A 16,517-nucleotide genomic window follows, 5' to 3' on the forward strand; every position below is an offset into this window, starting at 1 on the left:
GGCACGGGCCGAAAAGCTCAGGAGAGACCGATGCGGATGACCACGCAAGAGGGCTTCGTCACGGTATTGCAGCGCCACGGGATCGACACCGCCTTTGGATCATCGGCTTGGACTTCATGCCGATCCCGGATCTGTTTGCGCGCGCGGGCATCCGGTTTTGCGACTGCGCCCATGAGGGCTCGGGGGGGGGCATGATCGCCGATGGTTTCACCCGCGCCTCGGGGCCGATGGCGCTGGCCGAGCGTCTCGCCGCCCCGGTCTGCGCCGTCTTCGCGGGCGGCCCTTGTCCTGCCGCGCCTGTTCCAGATCGGCAAGGATGTCGTCGATGTTTTCAAGCCCGCCGTGGCCGCCCTTCAGCGCCGCGCCGCCCTCGAGCGCCGCGACCCGCTTTTCCAGCACATCCGTCGTCGGATTCATGATCCGGGTGTAGATGTTGCCCGGCTCGGAGAGCGAGAACAGCGCCGCCGCATGGTCGGTGTCGCGGAACTGATAGCTCGTCGTCTGATAGATCGGCACGGCGACGGCGCCGGTTTCTGGATCGGGGGATCAGTGCAGCCGGGTCCGGCCCGGGGCCATGCGGGTGCTGGCAGATCGGGCGCGGCCGTGCCGCTCTGCCAGCCTGCGGGTCTGATGGGCGACGGCGCCGATCTGCTCGGCCAGCGCGCCGATCCCCTCGGGGCTCCAGCCGCCGGTGGTCAGGGCAAGCAGGCTCTCGCGGCGCAGATCGCCCGGTTGCATCACCAGCAGATAGGCGAATTCAAGCGCCACCGAGAGCCGCTCGCCCACCCGCGCGCAAAGCGCGGGCGGGATCCGCCAGGGCGGGCCGTCAAGATCCTCGGCGCAGGCCGGACCCCGCGGGAAGCGGCCATAGGGGCCGGGCCGCGCCGCCGAGGCCGCCTCGGCGCCGATCAGCGCCGCCAGAGCGGCATTGGTCTGGCGCAGCAGGGTGAAGAAGGGGGCGGGCTGGCCCTCGGCAAGCAGCAGCCGTTCGACGAAGGCAAGCACCGTGCGACGTTCCAGTTTCGACAGCGCTGGAGGCGCGTCCGTGCGCAGATCGGGCAGATGCAGCTCGGGGGGCAGGATTTCCTGACGGGACATGGCGAACCTTTCCTGGATTGTCGTGGCACTTGATCGGGGCAGACTGGCAGAACGCGGCGCCAGAAGACGGATCAGCTCGGGATCGAGACGTCCATCGAGCATGTCGGTCTCCGTCAGGGTCAGCAAAGGAAGATGGCGGCGATCAGCCCCGCCCAGCCTGCCAGAAGCAGGCCGAGCAGCAGCCGGTCGCGCAGGCTGGGCGGGTGCCAGCACAGCTGTCTCATGCGCGTTTCTCCACCGCCCGGGGCCGGGGCAGGCGGCCGAGCAGCCGGTCGCGCAGCGCCTTGCCCGCGGGCTAGGGGCCGAAACCGGCGGCGACATTGATGTGACCGGCCGCGCCCAGATCGATCAGCTCCGAGCCCCAGGCCGCGGCCAGTTCCGAGGCGCGGGCAAAGCTCATCCAGGGGTCGTTGCGCGAGGCGACGAGCAGGCTGGGCACCGGCAGCGCCCGGCGCGAGGGCGAGCCGAAATGGCCGATCCGGCGCGCGCCGCGGGTGTCGGCGGGGGCGACGAACATCGCCGCCCGGACCTCGATCTGCGGCCATTTCGCCAACAGGCGCGCCACCAGAACCGCGCCAAGGCTGTGGCCGACCAGCACCGCATTCGGGTGCTGCAGCACCATCCCCGCCAGTTCCGCCTCCCACAGATCGGGCATCGGCCGGTCGGGGCAGGGCAGGTCGACCATCAGCGCGGTCGGATCGGTGGCGGCCCACCAGTCCTGCCAGTGCGGCGCGGGCGAGCCATCCAGGCCCGGAACGAGCAGCGTCTTGATCATGGGAACCTCTGCGGTCGGGTTGCGTTGTGAAATGTCTATCACGGATGTCGTGATTTATGGTTCCAAAGACCGGCGGGGAAAGAGAAGATCCTGCCCTTTTGCAGCCCCCGGGCAGGACGCTGTTCCCGGCCGCGTCGCTGTGGCCTGTGGCGGCCCGGGGGGCAGCGCTGCCGGGGCGTCTTGCCGCCGGATTGGCCGGGGCGTCCCGCGTTCCGGTGCCCCGGATCGCGGATCGGGTCGCGAATGCGTAATATAAAACAGGGCTTTGCGGTTCGATCCTTGCTGAATCGGACGGGGCGTTCCGGCTGTCTCGGGGAACAAACTGCTAAATAACGACCAAATTAGACGAGATTATTTCCTTGTAAAGACGACTTGTCCGGTGGAGTATTTTCGATGTTCCGACGCCTGATCAAGAAAGGATCCGTCATGACACATGCCCTGCCGATCCCCTCGCCTCCGCGGCCGGTCAGGTTGCTGCCGATGCAGTTCGCCGCGCCCCTGCGCACGGCCGAATCCTACGGGATCGAGCCCTTCGACGAGGCCGGACCGATCGGCCGGGCCGCGCGTTCGGACCGGGTGTCGGGCCGCGCGCATCCGGTTGGCTGGGGGCTGGCGGTTGCGGGCGCGCTTCTGGCCTGGGGCGGCCTTGTGCTGTGGTCCGCCGCATGAACGCCGCCGCGCCGCTTTACGCCGTGACGATGGTGGACACCCGCACCGATCAGCCGCATCGCGTCGGCGGTCGGGTGCAGACCCGGTTCACCCACGATCCCGAAGAGGCCCGCCGACATTTCCTGCAAGACCGCGATCCGCGGCTGTGGCGGATCGTGGTGAGGCCGCTGACGCTGCAAGGCTGAGCGGTCGCGGGGGCGATCGTTTCGACCCGGCACGCCGCGTGCGACATCACCCTGATCATCCTGGGGGAGCCCATGATTGCCAAAGTGCTGTTGTCTCTGACAACCCGCCGCCCACGGTCTTGGGAACTGGCCGAGACCGGTCTTGACGTCCTTGCCGCCGATCTTGCCCGCGAGGGCTGGCGCGTCCGTTTTGCCGGGCCGCGATGGGATCTGGTCTGGATGCGGGAATGGCAGGTGCCGCATGCCTGCAATGTTCTGGTCCTGCCCGATCCGGGGCAGGGCGGCTGGGGCGACAGCCGCTGGGCGAACCATGGCCTGCCGCCGCTGCGCGCCGGGTGGCAATGGCACACGCTTGTTGCGCAGCGGCGGCGGCATCGGTCCTTTGCCGCGATCTGAGCCCTGATCTGCGCCCCCGCAGGTCTCGCCCGCGGTGAAAGGTTCGTCGCGCCGTCCGAGGGCTGGTCGGGCAGGAAGGCGCCAAGGCGCAGCTTGCGGTGCGGGCGGTCGGGCGTGGTCACGGGGATCTCCTGCGGACAAGAAAACGGCCCGTCGCTTGCGGCGACGAGGGGGCATCGGGAAGGGGCGGGGCGGAAGCTCCTTCCTGACGGCGCCCGAATGCGGCGGCTCAGCCCGCCATCGCGGCCGCAAGGGCGGCGTTCATCCGCGCGGCGGTGGCGCGAAAGGTGCCCAGATGCGGCGCGACCTCGGCGGCAAGCCCCGCGGCGCGGGCCTCGCCCAAGGCGGCGCGCAGGCTTTCGGCATAGGCGGGGATCTGCTGCCAGTCGGCCACCGTCGTTTCGGTGATCTCGATGTGGAACTGCATCCCCCAGGCGTGGCGCCCCCAGCGGATCGCCTGCGCGCCACAGGCCGCGTTTTCCGCCAGCACCACCGCCCCTTCGGGCAGGATCGTGATCTCGGCGCCATGCCATTGAAAGCTCTGCAGCCGCGCGGGCAACTGGCCGAAGATCGGGTCCGCCGCCCCGGCCGCGGTGCGGCGGACCTCGCACAGGCCGACCTCGGGCGCGGCCATCGGCCCGACCCGGCCGCCCAGAGCCTCGGCGAGCAGCTGATGACCCAGACAGATCCCCAGATAGGGCCGCCCGAGATCCGCCACCCAGGTCCGGATCGCCGCCAGTTCGGCGCGCATCCACGGCAGTTCATCCTTTTGCCACAGATCCTGCGGCCCGCCCATCGCCACCATCAGATCGAAGCCCGAAAGCGGCGGGATCGGCTCGCCCGCGTCCAGCTCGACGGTGGTCAGACGATGGCCCGCCGCCGCCCAAAGATCGCGCAGGGTTCCGGGGTGTTCAACGGCAAGGTGTTGGAAAACAAGGATGTTCATCGGGTCTCCGGGGCTTTCAGACACGCACGAGGCGCAGGGATGGCGGCGGCGGCGGCGCGGCGCTCAGCCGCCCGGCATCGAGCCGCAGCACGCGGTCGGCCAGGCGCCGCGCCTCGGCGGGGTCGTGGCTTGTCATCAGCGTGGTGGCGCCGAACCGGTCGTGCAGGCGGCGCAGGTGATCTTGCAGCCGGGCGCGGGTGTCGGGATCAAGCGCCGAGAGCGGCTCGTCGAGCAAGAGCAGCTTCGGGCGCCGCGCCAGCGCCCGCACCAGCGCAAGCCGCTGTTTCTGCCCGCCCGAAAGCTGCGCCGGAAAGGCTGCGGCAAGCCCCGTCAGCCCCGCCAGCTCGAGCATCTCGGCCACCCGCGCCCCCCGCGCGCGTCGGGGCAGATCGTGCAGCGCAAAGCCGATCTGCCCCGCCACCGTCATGTTCGGAAACAGCGCGTAATCCTGAAAGACAAAGCCCAGCGGCCGGGCCCGGACCGGCAGATCGATCCCGCGCGCCGTGTCGCACCAGACATGCCCGGCCATCGCAACCCGCCCGCGCCAGGGCCGCGCCAGCCCCGCGATCAGCCGCAACAGCGTCGTCTTGCCCGCCCCCGAAGGCCCCGTCAGCACCAAAAATTCCCCCACCGCCGCCGTCAGCCCGACATCAAGCGTGAACGGACCCTCGGGCCCCGAAAGCCGGGTGGCAAGCGTGACGTCAAGCGGGGCGGCAGTTGGCACGGTGTTTGTCCTGCATTGGCGCGGGGGAGTTGACCTTGTCGCTATAAGGGTTGACTACATATCGATAAGCGGCGCTTGTCCAGCCCGCAAGACCGACAGGAGTTTCCCATGCGCAAAAGCCTTGCCATCCTTTCCGTTCTCGTCCTTTCCGCCTCTGCCAGCCTGGCCGAAGATCTGGTGATCGGCGCGGGGGCGGGCTATCGCCGTCCGATGGCCGAGGCGGTGGCGGCCTGGAAGGCGCAAAGCGGTGACAGCGTCGGCGAGGTCTATGGCAACATGGGGCAGGTGCTGGGCCAGGCGCGCGAAAGCGGCAAGATGGCGATGGTCTGCGGCGACAAGGCGGTGCTGGCCAAGGCCGAGGGGCTGCGCTTCGAGCGTTTCCTGCCGCTGGGCACGGGCAAGCTGGTCGTGGCTTTTCGCAAGGGGGTGAGCCTGGCCGACCCCGCCGAACTGGCCGGGGAGCGCATCGTGAAAGTGGGGATCCCCGACGAGAAATCGGCGATTTACGGCAAGGCGGGGCGGCAGTATCTGGACCGTTCCGGGCTGGCGGCCAAGGTCGATCCGAAGCTGGTCGCGGTGGCGACGGTGCCGCAGGTGACGGCCTATCTGATCTCGGGCGATGTCGATGCGGGCTTTCTCAACATCACCGATGCGATCGGCGCCGGGGCCGATCTGGGCGGCTGGGTCGCGGTTGATCCGGGCCTTTATCCGCCGATCGAGATCAGCTGCGGGGTGCTTGACGCCTCGGCCGAGGGGTTTGCCGCCTTCCTGACCACGCCCGCGGCGCAAAAGATCCTGCAGCACTACGGGCTGTGACGGGTGGAGGCGCTGGCCGCGGTTCTGGGCGATCCGGCGCTGGCCTTTCCGCTTGGGCTGAGCCTGCGGATCATGGCGGCGACGCTTTGCGTACATGCGACGCTGGGGGTGGCGCTGGGCTGGGCGCTGTCGAAGCGGCGCTGGCCCGGGCGCAGCCTGCTGGATATCGCGGTGACGCTGCCGATGGTGTTTCCGCCGATCGTGCTGGGCTTCGGCCTGCTGATGCTTCTGGGCCGCCGCGGCCTTGGCGGCTGGATCGAGACCGGCTTCGGCGCCGGGCTGATCTTTTCCGAGGCCGGGGTGCTGCTCGCCTCGGTCCTTGTCGGGCTGCCGCTCGTCGTCAAGCCGGTCGAGGCGGCGATTGCCGCCTTGCCTGCCAATCTGGCCGAGGCGGCGCGCACGCTTGGCCATGGCGAGATCTCGATCTTCGCGCGGGTGATCCTGCCCAATGTCGCGGGGGCGCTGGGGGCGGGGCTTTTGATGGCCACGGCGCGGTCCTTGGGCGAGGTCGGCGTGACCTTGATGCTGGGCGGCAACATCCTGGGCCGCACCAACACGATCTCGCTGGAGATCTACAATGCGGTGACGGTGGGGGAATTCCGCCGCGCGCTCGTGCTCTCGGCGGCGCTGGGGCTCTTTTCGACGCTGGTGCTGATCGTGCTGCGCCGCCGCGCCCCCGCGCCGTGACCGCCGCCCGATCCCCGCACCCCGATCCCGGGCGCGATTGACGCTGTCCGCCGTCCATGCGAAGAGGGCAAGGCCCCGGAAGCCTTTCCTCCGCCAAGGTCGTCTTCATGCCGCTGCGTGTGCTTTTTTATCGTGATTACAGCGCCTTCTCGGGGGGGCATCTGAAAGTCTGGGACTATTTCCAGCACGTCCGGTCCTCGGATCGCCATCGCGCCGAGATCTTTCTGGACCCGGCTTCGGCGCCCGCCTCGCCCTGGCAGGGCGATCCGGGCCTTGTCGATCGCTACGATCCCGAAGGCGCGGACATCCTTTTTCTGGCCGGAACCGACTGGACGGCGCTGGCCGCGCATCCGGGCATCGAGGAGCGGATCCCGGTGGTCAATCTGGTGCAGGGGCTGCGCCACGCCCGGCCGGAAACGCCGCATTTCGGCTTTCTGTCCCGCCCCGCCACCCGCATCTGCGTCAGCCCCGCGGTGGCCGAGGCGCTGCGGGCGACGGGGATCTGCAACGGTCCGATCCATGTCATCCCGAACGGCATCGATTTCGATCTGCTGCCCGAGGGCACCGCGGCCGCCAGCGCCGACCTCTTCCTTGGCGGCGCGAAACAGCCGCAGCTGGCAAGGGCGCTGGCGGCGCGGCTGCAGGCCGAGGGCTACCGGGTCGATCTGCAGATCGAGCCGCTGCCGCGGCAGGACTATCTGGCCCGGATGGCCGGGGCGCCGATCGCGCTGCTGCTGCCCTTTGCCGAGGAGGGGTTCTATCTGCCCGCGCTGGAAGCCATGGCGCTGGGCCGGGTGGTGATCTGCCCCGATTGCGGCGGCAACCGGTCGTTCTGCATCGACGGGGAGACGGCGCTGATGCCGCCCGCCGCGCTTGCGCCGCTGGCGCAGGCGGTGGCAGAGGCCAGCCGCAGTCCGGGGCTTGCGCAAGCCCTGCGCCAGAGGGCAAGAGAGATCAGCAAGATGCATGATATCCGCACCGAACGGGCGGCCTTCCTCGACCTTCTTCGACATATCGGACCACAATGACGACCGACCCTGCAGGGGACATCCTGATCACCGGGCTGCCGCGCTCGGGCACGACCCTGACCTGCCATCTGCTGAACAAGCTGGCGAACTGCGTGGCGCTGCACGAGCCGATCGACCCCGCGACGCTGGTCGGGCTGGAGCCCGAGGCGCTGGGGGCCGCGCTGCGGCAGTTCTGCGCCGCGCAGCGCGGGCAGATCCTGACCAGCGGCACCGCGACCAGCAAGGCCTGGCACGGGACGGTGCCCAGCAATCCGATGGCCGATGCCGATGCCCAGGGTCGCCGCAAGCGCGTGCTGAACGGCATGGAAATCATCGTCAGGAATGTCGATCGCGCCGATTTCCGCCTTTTCGTCAAACAGAACGCCTTTTTCACCGCGGCGCTGCCGGAGCTGACGCCGCAGTTTCGCTGCTTTGGCATCATCCGCAATCCGCTGGCGGTTCTGCTGTCCTGGCGCACGGCGCAGATGCCGGTGACCGAGGGGCGCATGCCCGCCGCCGAGCGGGTCGATGCAAGGCTTGCGGCGGCGATCGCGGCGGAACCGGACCTGTTGCAACGGCAATTCCTGCTGCTTGATTTCTGTTTTGCGCAGTATCGCCGGTTCCTGCCCGGGCGGACGATCCGCTACGAGGAGATCATCCGCTCCGGCGGCGCGGCGCTTGCGGCGCTGGCGCCCGCGGCGGCGGGGCTGTGCGAGCCGCTGCAGTCGCGCAACCGGCTGGGCCTGCGCAGCGATCCCGCGGCGCAAGAAATCGCCGCACGGCTGCTGGAGCGGGACTCGCCCTGCTGGTCCCTTTATGACCGCGCCGAGGTCGAGGCGCTGGCGCGGGCCGATCAGCCGCCCATCGGCTCGGCGTAGCCGGGGTCAAGCCAATCCTCGAGGTCAAGCCCGGTGATCTGGCTGGTCGCGCGGATATCGCCCTCGTAAAGGCGGCAGAGATAGGCATGATCCGCCGCCGCCATCGGCGTCGCTTCGGTCGAGACGACGGGCACGATGTAATCTGCCAGCGCGATCCGCGCCTGTGGCAGCTGCAGGAAATCAAGCAGCCGCGCCAGCTCGGTTTCGGTCTGCGACCAAAGCCGGTCGGTGCGCAGGAACAGCAGCTGCCGGCGGGGAAAATGCGTCAGCAGCCGGGCGATCTGCGCCGCATAAAAGCCGCGTTCGACATAGGAAAAGAGGCGCCGATCGTCCTCCGGCCCCTGTGCGACCCGGGCACGGCCCTCGCGGATCGCCCGGCAGAACGGCAGGTCTTCCTTTTGCCACGTGGTCACCATCCGCCAGTGCGAATGGGCGCGAAAGGCGGGATGGCGCAGGCAGATCACCAGCCGGGCGTGCGGATTGTAGGCGGCCAGCCGCTCGATCGCCTGCGGCCAATAGATGTAGATCGGCGTCGCCTCGCCGCGCCGGACCGTCCTGGCCGACCAGTCGAACAGATCATGCAGGCCCGCGGGATCCGGTCGGCTCCAGTCAAGGCGCTCGTCGTCGAAGAAATGCGCCTCCTTGCGGCGGGCCATCTGCACGGCCGGGTGGCGCCGCAACATGCTGTCAAGCGCCGTCGTGCCGCCCTTTTGCACGCCGACGATGAAGAAATCGACACGCCGCGCCGCGCCCGGAAGCGGTTCGCCGAGCGGCGCCAACATGCGATCTTGCGGGTCTTCTTGTTCAGTCAATCCGAGAGGGCCTTTCCGGATCCGTCGTGGCAGCGGGGTCGAAAGACGGACAGGCCCGGCCCTTGACCCGCCGAGATTGACCGAGGCCCGCGCAAAACTCAAGCCCTCCGATCCGCTGCCGCCCGCGCGCCCCCGGGGTGGCAAGGGCGCCTCCGGGCCAGAGGAGCGCTTCCCGCAGGCCCCTCTGGCCTTCGCCTCATTGTGCGGCCAGCGCGAAGGGCAGGCCTTGCCCCGGCTGCGCCGCCGACAGGCCCGCCGTCAAGGCTGCGGTGTCGAGCGCGATCATCCGTTCCTCGTCCGTCGGCACGACCAGCGTCGCCACCCGTGCCCCCGCCGCGCTGATGTTCGGATGGCCGTCGCGCGCGATCGCATTCGCCCGCGCATCGATCGAGACGCCGAGAAACCCCAGATCCTCGCAGATCATCGCGCGCACCCGGGCGCTGTTCTCGCCGATGCCCGCGGTGAAGACGAGCGCGTCGATCCCGCCCATCGCCGCCGCATAGGCGCCGATCATCTTGCGGATCTGATAGACGAAGACCTCGATCGCCAGCTGGCAGCGCGCATTGCCCGCATCGGCCGCCGCCATCACCTCGCGCATGTCGTTCGACAGCCCCGACAGGCCAAGCAGGCCGCTTTTGGTGTAGCAGATGTCCTCGACCTCGGTCAGGCTCAGCCCGGCCTCGCGCAGCAGATGAAAGATGATCGCCGGGTCGAAATCGCCGCTGCGGGTGCCCATCGGCACGCCGCCGAAGGTGCCAAACCCGATCGAGGTGTCGATCGACTGCCCGCCCTTGACCGCATCGAGCGTGACACCGTTGCCCAGATGGCAGACCACCATCGACAGGCTGTCAAGCGGACGGTTCAGCAGCTCGGCGGCGCTGCGCGAGACATAGCGGCAGGAGGTGCCGTGAAAGCCGTAGCGGCGGATGCCGTGCTTTCGCGTCAGCTCATAGGGCAGGGCGTAAAGATGGGCGCGTTCGGGAATGGTCTGGTGAAAGGCGGTGTCGAAAACGACGACATTCGGCACGCCGGGGAACATCCGCTGCGCCTCCTCGATGCCGATGATGTTGCAGGGATTGTGCAGCGGCGCAAAGGTCGCGCAAGCGCGCAGCGCCGCCATCACCGCGTCATCGACCAGCACCGAGCCGAAGAAGATCGCCCCGCCATGCACGGCGCGGTGCCCGATGGCGGTGATCGCGCCGGGGCATTCGATCACCTCATATTCGGGGTTCGTGAGGTTCTCCATCATCAGCGCGAAGGCGGCGCGGTGATCGGGAATGGCGCGGCGGTGATGCTCGCCGCGGTGGCCGACCCAGTGATCGGTCGTGCCCTCGGGCTCGCCGATGCGGGCGATCAGCCCCGAGGCGATCACATGGCTCAGATCGGGGGCATGGAGTTGGTATTTCAGGCTGGAGCTGCCGCAGTTGATGGTCAGGATCATGGTCGGTTGTCCTTGGGTGCAGGGCAGCCCCGGGGGGCCGCCGGGAAATCGGCGGTGCGACGGGGGATGTCGCACCGCCGTTGCGGGGGCGGGGGAAGGGTCCGCCCCCGGATCAGACCGGCAGGGGGGCAAGCGTCCAGAAGCCCACCGCGGTCAGAAGGTTGATGGCAAAGGTCATCACGGCGATGGCGCAGGCGGGCGGATCGACATGGGTGTCGCCGTGGCACAGGAAGGCGCGGGCAAAGAACTCGCCCAGGAAGGCCGAGAGGATGCCGATGACCGCGCCCCAGATCACCGAGCCCGAGGCCACGCCCGCAAGGGCGGCGGGCAGCATGATGTGGTGGGTGACCGGGATCAGCACGCCAAGCGTCAGGAAAAACAGCGACGAGGCGGCGATGCCGAAGGCCAGCAGCGCGCCCGGCACGCCATGGGTGACGCCCAGCCAGGCGCCCAGCAAGCCGCCGCCAAGGCCGATCACCGCGATCTGCGCCGGGCTTGACTGGAACACCAGCCATTTCGTCGCGTCGGTCGGCTGGAAGAAGCCGCGGCCCGGATCGGCCTTGCCGCAAAAGCCGCAAGTCCCCCACAGAAACCGCGCGAGGAAAGCCGAGATCACCACGCCGACGGCGGGCAGGTCGGAAAAGGCAAGGCCGGGGCCAAAGGAGGGCACGAATTGCAGCGCCCAGAAGATCACATAGCCGATCAGCCCGAAGATGCCGCCCACCAAAAGCACGTCGGGCGCGTTCAGCCCCATCCCCGCGGTGACGATGTTGCGCCCGCTGTCAAGCTTGCCCTTTTTCGCCGCATAGGCCGCCGCCGCGACGCCTGCCGCAAAGCCGCCGGTATGCGGGCCGAAGGCGCCAAAGGGGATGCCGAAGAAATCGGTCGTGCCCGCGCCGATGGCGAGCTGGATCGCGACGCCGATCATCGTCAGGAAGCCGACGAAGGCGAAGGCGGGCAGGGCGCCGATCGCGGCGCCGAATATTCCGCCGCCGAAAGCGACGAGCAAACCAAGCAGTGTCATTCTGGTCTCCTTGTATATTCCGGGCGGATCCGACTGGAGTATGTCCGGGGTCTTGATGCGGTTTTATAGGGCGCGGCCGGAGGACCGCGAAAACGACCGGTCGCGGAAAATGCGCGTATAGAAACAGGGCATCGGAAAATCGCTTTCCGATGCGCGAATTCCTGTCGGAGTGGCGCGAGTTTCTTTCCGACGCGGGCGGTCGATTGGCGCTGAAATTACCGCCGCGGGGGCTTGCGGGTCAACGCGAGCGGCTTGGCCTTCGCGGGTAGTTTCTTGCAATTTCCGCTTTGCCCGAGTCGCTTCGACGTTCAGTGCCTTGTAATGTAATGTAAATTTGCCAAAGGCGCGGGCGGTTTCCCGCGATTTCGCCCCGCCGGGGCTGCGCTGGAAGCAGTCGGGACTTGTCCGGGGCAGGACAAGAAAACACCCGGTCTCTGTCTTTTCTTGTCCCGCGCGGCTGTGCGCGATCCGGCGGCGGCGACAAAATCCCCGTATTTTCAGGGGAAAGCCGCAGCGCAAAAGGGCAGGGCAAGATATTCCCCTTTGTGGTCAAGGTGCTCGCGTTGACCCTTTTGGCTTTCCGGGACTATTCATTTCCCAGACGCCGAAAACGGCAGCCCAGGAAAAGCAGATGAAACGCCCCCGCCAAAACAAAATCCTGATGATCGTCGGAGATTACTCTGAAGATTATGAAGTGATGGTGCCGTTTCAGGCGCTGAGCATGCTGGGCTTCACCGTCGAGGCCGTCTGCCCCGGCAAGCGCAAGGGCGAGACGATCCGCACCGCGATCCATGAGTTCGAGGGCGATCAGACCTATTCGGAAAAACCCGGCCATCGTTTCGCGCTGACGGCAAGCTTCGCCACTGTCAGCCCCGAGGACCATGCCGGTCTCTATCTCGCCGGTGGCCGTGCCTGCGAATACCTGCGACTGGATGCGCAGGTTCTGGCCATCGTGCGGGCCTTCATGACGGAGAACCGGCCGGTGGCCGCGATCTGCCATGGCGCGCAGCTCCTGACCGCCGCCGACGTGGTGCGCGGACGTCGGTTGACGGCCTGTCCGGCCGTCGAACCGGAAGTGACGGCGGCAGGGGCCCACTTCGTCGCAACCGCGCCGGAGCACACCGTGATCGACGGCAATCTTGCGACCGCACCGGCCTGGCCCGGGCATCCGACACTGATGCGCGCGTTCGTTTCGCTCATCGACCCCGACATCCTGAACTGACCGGCGTCCCGGCGGGACCAGACCCCGCCGAGACGCCTCCACCGCCTGGAGGATAGAATGATTGAGAAGGGCTTCACCAAACCGACCGACCGCATCACGCGGCTGAAGAACCAGATCCTGAATGCCCGGCCCCATGTCGAGGCCGAGCGCGCCGTGCTGGCCACCGAAGCCTACAAGGCGACCGAGGGCCTGTCGCCGATCCTGCGCCGCGCCAGGGTGGTGGAAAAGATCTTCGCCGAACTGCCGATCACCATCCGCGACGATGAACTCGTGGTCGGCTCGATCACCGTCAACCCGCGCTCGACCGAGATCTGCCCCGAATTCAGCTTCGACTGGGTGGAAAAGGAATTCGACACCATGGCGACCCGCGTCGCCGACCCGTTCGAAATCCCCAAGGAAACCGCCGCCGCTCTGCATGAGGCGTTCAAATACTGGCCCGGCCGCACCACCGCCGATCTTGCCGCCTCCTACATGTCGAAAAAGGCGAAGGATTGCATCGCCAACGGCGTCTTCACGGTGGGCAACTATTTCTACGGCGGCGTCGGCCATGTCTGCGTCGACTATGGCAAGATCCTGAAAACCGGCTTCCGCGGCGTCATCATCGAGGCGATCAAACGCCGCGAAGTGCTGGACGAACGCGACCCCGACACGATCAAGAAACAGCAGTTCTACACCGCCGTCATCATCGCCTACACCGCCGCGATCGGTTTTGCCAACCGCTATGCCGACAAGGCCGAGGAACTGGCGCGGGCCTGCTCCAACCCGACCCGCAAGGCCGAGCTGGAACAGATCGCCAAGAACTGCCGCCGCGTGCCGGAACATGGCGCCACGAGCTTCTGGGAAGCCTGCCAGACGATGTGGTTCGTGCAATGCATGCTGCAGATCGAATCCTCGGGCCATTCGATTTCGCCCGGCCGCTTCGACCAATACATGTATCCGTTCCTGAAGGCCGATACCGCGATCAGCCGCGACTTTGCCCAGGAACTGATCGACTGCATCTGGATCAAGCTCAACGACGTCAACAAGACCCGCGACGAGGTCTCGGCGCAAGCCTTTGCCGGCTATGCGGTGTTCCAGAACCTCTGCGTCGGCGGCCAGACCGAAGACGGGCTCGATGCGACGAACGACGTGTCCTACATGTGCATGGAAGCCGTGGCCCATGTGCGTCTGCCCGCGCCGTCCTTCTCGATCCGGGTCTGGCAGGGCACGCCGGATGACTTCCTGCACCGTGCCGCCGAGGTCGTGCGTCTGGGGCTTGGCGTTCCCGCCGTCTACAACGACGAGGTGATCATCCCCTCGCTGCAAAACCGCGGTGTTTCGCTGTCTGACGCCCGCGATTACGGCATCGTCGGCTGCGTCGAACCGCAGGCGATTCACCGGACCGAGGGCTGGCACGACGCCGCCTTCTTCAACGTGGCGAAGGTGCTGGAAATCACCCTCGACAACGGCAAGGTCGGCGACATCCAGCTGGGCCCGATCACCGGCGATCCGCGCGACTGGAAATCGATCGACGATTTCTACACCGCCTTCACCGGGCAGATGTCGTTCTTTGTCAAATACCTGGCCGAGGCCGACAATTGTGTCGACATCGCCCATGCCGAACGGGCGCCGCTGCCGTTCCTCTCGGCGATGGTCGATGACTGCATGGGCCGCGGCAAGTCGGTGCAGGAAGGCGGCGCGATCTACAACTTCACCGGCCCGCAGGCCTTCGGCGTCGCCGACACCGGCGACTCGGTCTATGCGATGAAGAAATTCGTCTGGGACGACAAGAAGCTGACGATGGCCGAGCTGAAGGAAGCGCTCGACGCGAACTTCGGTCTGGGCACCGGGGCCAATGCGCCCGCCGAGATGAGTGAAAGCCAGATCTACGAAGCGGTGAAGAAAGTGCTGGCCGCGAATGCCAGCCTTGATGTCGCCGCGCTCAAGGACGAGTTCTATCGCACGCTTTCGACCGGCGCGGCGCCTGCGGCTTCGTCGAAATATGACGGCATCCGCCGCCTGCTCGACAGTGCTGATGCCTTCGGTAACGACAATGACGATGTCGACCTGATCGCCCGGAAATGCGCGCAGATCTACTGCAAGGAAGTGGAAAAATACACCAACCCGCGCGGGGGCCAGTTCCAGGCGGGGATCTATCCGGTCTCGGCGAACGTGCTGTTCGGCAAGGACGTGGGCGCGCTGCCCGACGGCCGCCCGGCGAAACTGCCGCTCGCCGATGGCGTCTCGCCGCGGCAGGGCAAGGACCGGCTCGGCCCGACCGCGGCGGCGAATTCGGTGGCGAAACTCGACCACTTCATCGCCTCGAACGGCACGCTCTACAACCAGAAATTCCTGCCCTCCGCTCTGGCAGGGGACGCCGGGTTGCAGAACTTCGCCGCGCTGGTGCGGTCTTACTTCGATCACAAGGGCATGCATGTGCAGTTCAACGTGATCGACCGCGAAACCCTTCTGAAAGCACAGAAAAACCCCGAGGACTATCGTGACCTCGTGGTCCGGGTGGCGGGCTATTCGGCGCAGTTCGTCGTCCTCGCGAAAGAGGTGCAGGACGACATCATCAGCCGCACCGAACAGGCCTTCTGACACCGCCGGTCCCGCGGCAACGCGGGGCCAGCCTCCCGGTCGGGCGGGCCGTCTCCTCCCGCCTCGCGTCAGCCCGACCGGGCCCTTTCACCCCTCACCGACAGGTGTTCCGATGACCCGCTATCAAAGTTTCTCTCCGCGGACCGAAATCGTCTTCGGCGACGGGCTGCTGGAGCGCCTGCAGGCCTATCGCGGCCAGCGCGTCGGCATTGTGACCGATGACTTCATGGCCCGCTCGGGTCCGCTTGATCGCGTTCTGGCGCATCTCGACGGCTGCACGGTTGAGATCTTCGCCGAAGCCATCCCCGAGCCACCCCTGGCCACCGTTTCCGCAGGTGCCCGCCTGTTCGCCGAATTCCGCCCCGATGTCGTGCTGGCGCTGGGCGGCGGCTCGCCCATCGACGCGGCGAAAGCCATCCTGGCGGTGGTGCGCGGCATCGACCCCAGCCATCCGATCCGTCTGGTCGCGATCCCGACGACCAGCGGCACCGGCTCCGAGGTCACCGCCTTCGCGGTGATCTCGGACCCCGCCAACAACCGGAAATTCCCGCTGATTTCCAAGGACCTGATCCCCGATGTGGCGATCCTTGACCCGGAATTCGTGCGCACCGCGCCGCCGAAAGTGACCGCCGATACCGGCATGGATGTGATCACCCATGCGATCGAGGCGGTGGTGGCGCGCGGCGCCTCGAACTTCACCGACGCTTTTGCCGAAAAGGCGCTCGAACTGGCTTTTGCAGCGCTGCCCAAGGCTTATGAGAACGGCAACGATCTGGCCGCCCGCGATGCGATGCATCAGGCCTCGTGCCTTGCGGGCATGGCCTTCACCGAGGCGGGGCTGGGCCTCAACCACGGGCTGGCCCATGCGATCGGCGGCCGACTGCATCTGGTGCATGGCCGCATCAACGCGGTGCTGCTGCCCCATGTCATCGCCTGGAACGCCGGTCTGTCGGACGACGCGCCCGGCTGCCGCGAGACCGCGGGCCGCTATGCCCGCATCGCCGCCCGGGTGGGGCTTGACGTGCCGGGCACGCGGGCGGGCGTCGTCGCGCTGATCCGGGCGATCGAGGCGCTGAATGCGCGCTTCGGCATCCCTTCCTCGCTGCGCGGCCTTGGCGTCGCGATCGAGGACTATCGTCGGGCGATCCCCGACCTTGCGGCAGCCGCCTTTGCGGATGCCTGCACCGCGGGAAACCCGCGCCGTCCCGCGCTGGCAGATCTGGAAATGCTGCTGGACCGGGCCGGGGGCTGAGCAGG

17 protein-coding genes and 2 pseudogenes are annotated in these 16,517 nt (G+C 67.6%); 11 read left to right on the top strand and 8 right to left on the bottom strand.

The window, feature by feature from the left end; genetic code table 11:
* Positions 1–30 precede the first annotated feature (30 nt).
* A pseudogene (locus LY44_RS18310) lies at positions 31–236 on the top strand (thiamine pyrophosphate-binding protein); the annotation flags it as partial.
* On the opposite strand, the pseudogene LY44_RS18610 reads toward LY44_RS18310, so the two are convergent.
* The 3 genes and pseudogenes from LY44_RS18610 to LY44_RS12620 all read right to left on the bottom strand — a co-directional run.
* Positions 208–531, bottom strand: a pseudogene (locus tag LY44_RS18610) (PLP-dependent transferase); the annotation flags it as partial. The pseudogenes LY44_RS18310 and LY44_RS18610 sit on opposite strands and share 29 nt — an antisense overlap.
* A gap of 15 nt (positions 532–546) precedes the next feature.
* A complete protein-coding gene (locus LY44_RS12615) occupies positions 547–1,200 on the bottom strand; it encodes a hypothetical protein (RefSeq protein WP_146707239.1) in 654 nt (217 codons plus the stop codon).
* A 193-nt stretch (positions 1,201–1,393) separates the two neighbouring features.
* Positions 1,394–1,873 carry an RBBP9/YdeN family alpha/beta hydrolase gene (locus tag LY44_RS12620; RefSeq protein ID WP_223230666.1) on the bottom strand — a complete coding sequence of 160 codons (480 nt, stop codon included), beginning with the start codon at positions 1,871–1,873 and terminating at the stop codon, positions 1,394–1,396.
* Positions 1,874–2,299: 426 nt separating this feature from the next.
* Between LY44_RS12620 and LY44_RS12625 the strand changes: the two genes are divergently transcribed.
* The 3 genes from LY44_RS12625 (at position 2,300) to LY44_RS12635 (ending at position 3,123) form a co-directional block, all read left to right on the top strand.
* Entirely contained in the window at positions 2,300–2,542 is a 243-nt protein-coding gene (locus LY44_RS12625; protein ID WP_146707240.1) for a hypothetical protein, read from the top strand.
* On the top strand, positions 2,539–2,727 hold the full coding sequence (locus LY44_RS12630) for a hypothetical protein (RefSeq protein ID WP_055212808.1): 189 nt from the start codon (positions 2,539–2,541) through the stop codon (positions 2,725–2,727). The genes LY44_RS12625 and LY44_RS12630 overlap by 4 nt, the downstream gene beginning before the upstream one ends.
* Positions 2,728–2,799: 72 nt before the next feature.
* Complete coding sequence (locus LY44_RS12635) at positions 2,800–3,123, top strand: hypothetical protein (RefSeq protein WP_055212809.1); 324 nt, start codon at positions 2,800–2,802, stop codon at positions 3,121–3,123.
* A 229-nt stretch (positions 3,124–3,352) separates the two neighbouring features.
* On the opposite strand, the gene LY44_RS12640 is transcribed toward LY44_RS12635, so the two are convergent.
* Both LY44_RS12640 and LY44_RS12645 read right to left on the bottom strand, forming a co-directional pair.
* Positions 3,353–4,069 (bottom strand): type 1 glutamine amidotransferase, encoded by a 717-nt coding sequence (locus LY44_RS12640; RefSeq protein ID WP_055212810.1) that lies wholly within the window; start codon positions 4,067–4,069, stop codon positions 3,353–3,355.
* 16 nt (positions 4,070–4,085) lie between these two features.
* Positions 4,086–4,793 (bottom strand): ABC transporter ATP-binding protein, encoded by a 708-nt coding sequence (locus tag LY44_RS12645; RefSeq protein ID WP_055212811.1) that lies wholly within the window; start codon positions 4,791–4,793, stop codon positions 4,086–4,088.
* 108 nt (positions 4,794–4,901) lie between these two features.
* On the opposite strand from LY44_RS12645, the gene modA reads away from it, so the two are divergent.
* From modA to LY44_RS12665, 4 genes are all read left to right on the top strand, one after another.
* Complete coding sequence (modA, locus tag LY44_RS12650; protein WP_055212812.1) at positions 4,902–5,609, top strand: molybdate ABC transporter substrate-binding protein; 708 nt, start codon at positions 4,902–4,904, stop codon at positions 5,607–5,609.
* Positions 5,610–5,612: 3 nt separating this feature from the next.
* On the top strand, positions 5,613–6,296 hold the full coding sequence (gene modB / locus LY44_RS12655; protein WP_055212813.1) for a molybdate ABC transporter permease subunit: 684 nt from the start codon (positions 5,613–5,615) through the stop codon (positions 6,294–6,296).
* Between the two features lie 107 nt (positions 6,297–6,403).
* Positions 6,404–7,324 (top strand): glycosyltransferase, encoded by a 921-nt coding sequence (locus tag LY44_RS12660; RefSeq protein ID WP_055212814.1) that lies wholly within the window; start codon positions 6,404–6,406, stop codon positions 7,322–7,324.
* A complete protein-coding gene (locus LY44_RS12665) occupies positions 7,321–8,181 on the top strand; it encodes a sulfotransferase (RefSeq protein WP_055212815.1) in 861 nt (286 codons plus the stop codon). The genes LY44_RS12660 and LY44_RS12665 overlap by 4 nt, the downstream gene beginning before the upstream one ends.
* Here the strand turns inward: LY44_RS12665 and LY44_RS12670 are convergent.
* From LY44_RS12670 to LY44_RS12680, 3 genes are all read right to left on the bottom strand, one after another.
* On the bottom strand, positions 8,157–8,963 hold the full coding sequence (locus tag LY44_RS12670; RefSeq protein WP_055212816.1) for a sulfotransferase family protein: 807 nt from the start codon (positions 8,961–8,963) through the stop codon (positions 8,157–8,159). The genes LY44_RS12665 and LY44_RS12670 overlap by 25 nt on opposite strands.
* A gap of 226 nt (positions 8,964–9,189) precedes the next feature.
* Entirely contained in the window at positions 9,190–10,434 is a 1,245-nt protein-coding gene (locus LY44_RS12675; protein ID WP_055212817.1) for an acetate/propionate family kinase, read from the bottom strand.
* Between the two features lie 112 nt (positions 10,435–10,546).
* Entirely contained in the window at positions 10,547–11,458 is a 912-nt protein-coding gene (locus tag LY44_RS12680; protein WP_055212818.1) for a hypothetical protein, read from the bottom strand.
* Positions 11,459–12,089: 631 nt separating this feature from the next.
* On the opposite strand from LY44_RS12680, the gene LY44_RS12685 reads away from it, so the two are divergent.
* The 3 genes from LY44_RS12685 (at position 12,090) to LY44_RS12695 (ending at position 16,512) form a co-directional block, all read left to right on the top strand.
* Complete coding sequence (locus tag LY44_RS12685; protein ID WP_055212819.1) at positions 12,090–12,680, top strand: DJ-1/PfpI family protein; 591 nt, start codon at positions 12,090–12,092, stop codon at positions 12,678–12,680.
* A 57-nt stretch (positions 12,681–12,737) separates the two neighbouring features.
* Positions 12,738–15,260 carry a glycyl radical protein gene (locus tag LY44_RS12690; protein WP_055212820.1) on the top strand — a complete coding sequence of 841 codons (2,523 nt, stop codon included), beginning with the start codon at positions 12,738–12,740 and terminating at the stop codon, positions 15,258–15,260.
* Between the two features lie 112 nt (positions 15,261–15,372).
* The gene (locus LY44_RS12695; protein ID WP_055212821.1) at positions 15,373–16,512 is read left to right on the top strand and encodes a 1-propanol dehydrogenase PduQ; all 1,140 of its coding nucleotides are present in this window, start codon (positions 15,373–15,375) and stop codon (positions 16,510–16,512) included.
* Positions 16,513–16,517 lie beyond the last annotated feature (5 nt).

This window comes from Rhodobacter capsulatus, from assembly GCF_003254295.1.
Taxonomy (GTDB): domain Bacteria; phylum Pseudomonadota; class Alphaproteobacteria; order Rhodobacterales; family Rhodobacteraceae; genus Rhodobacter; species Rhodobacter capsulatus.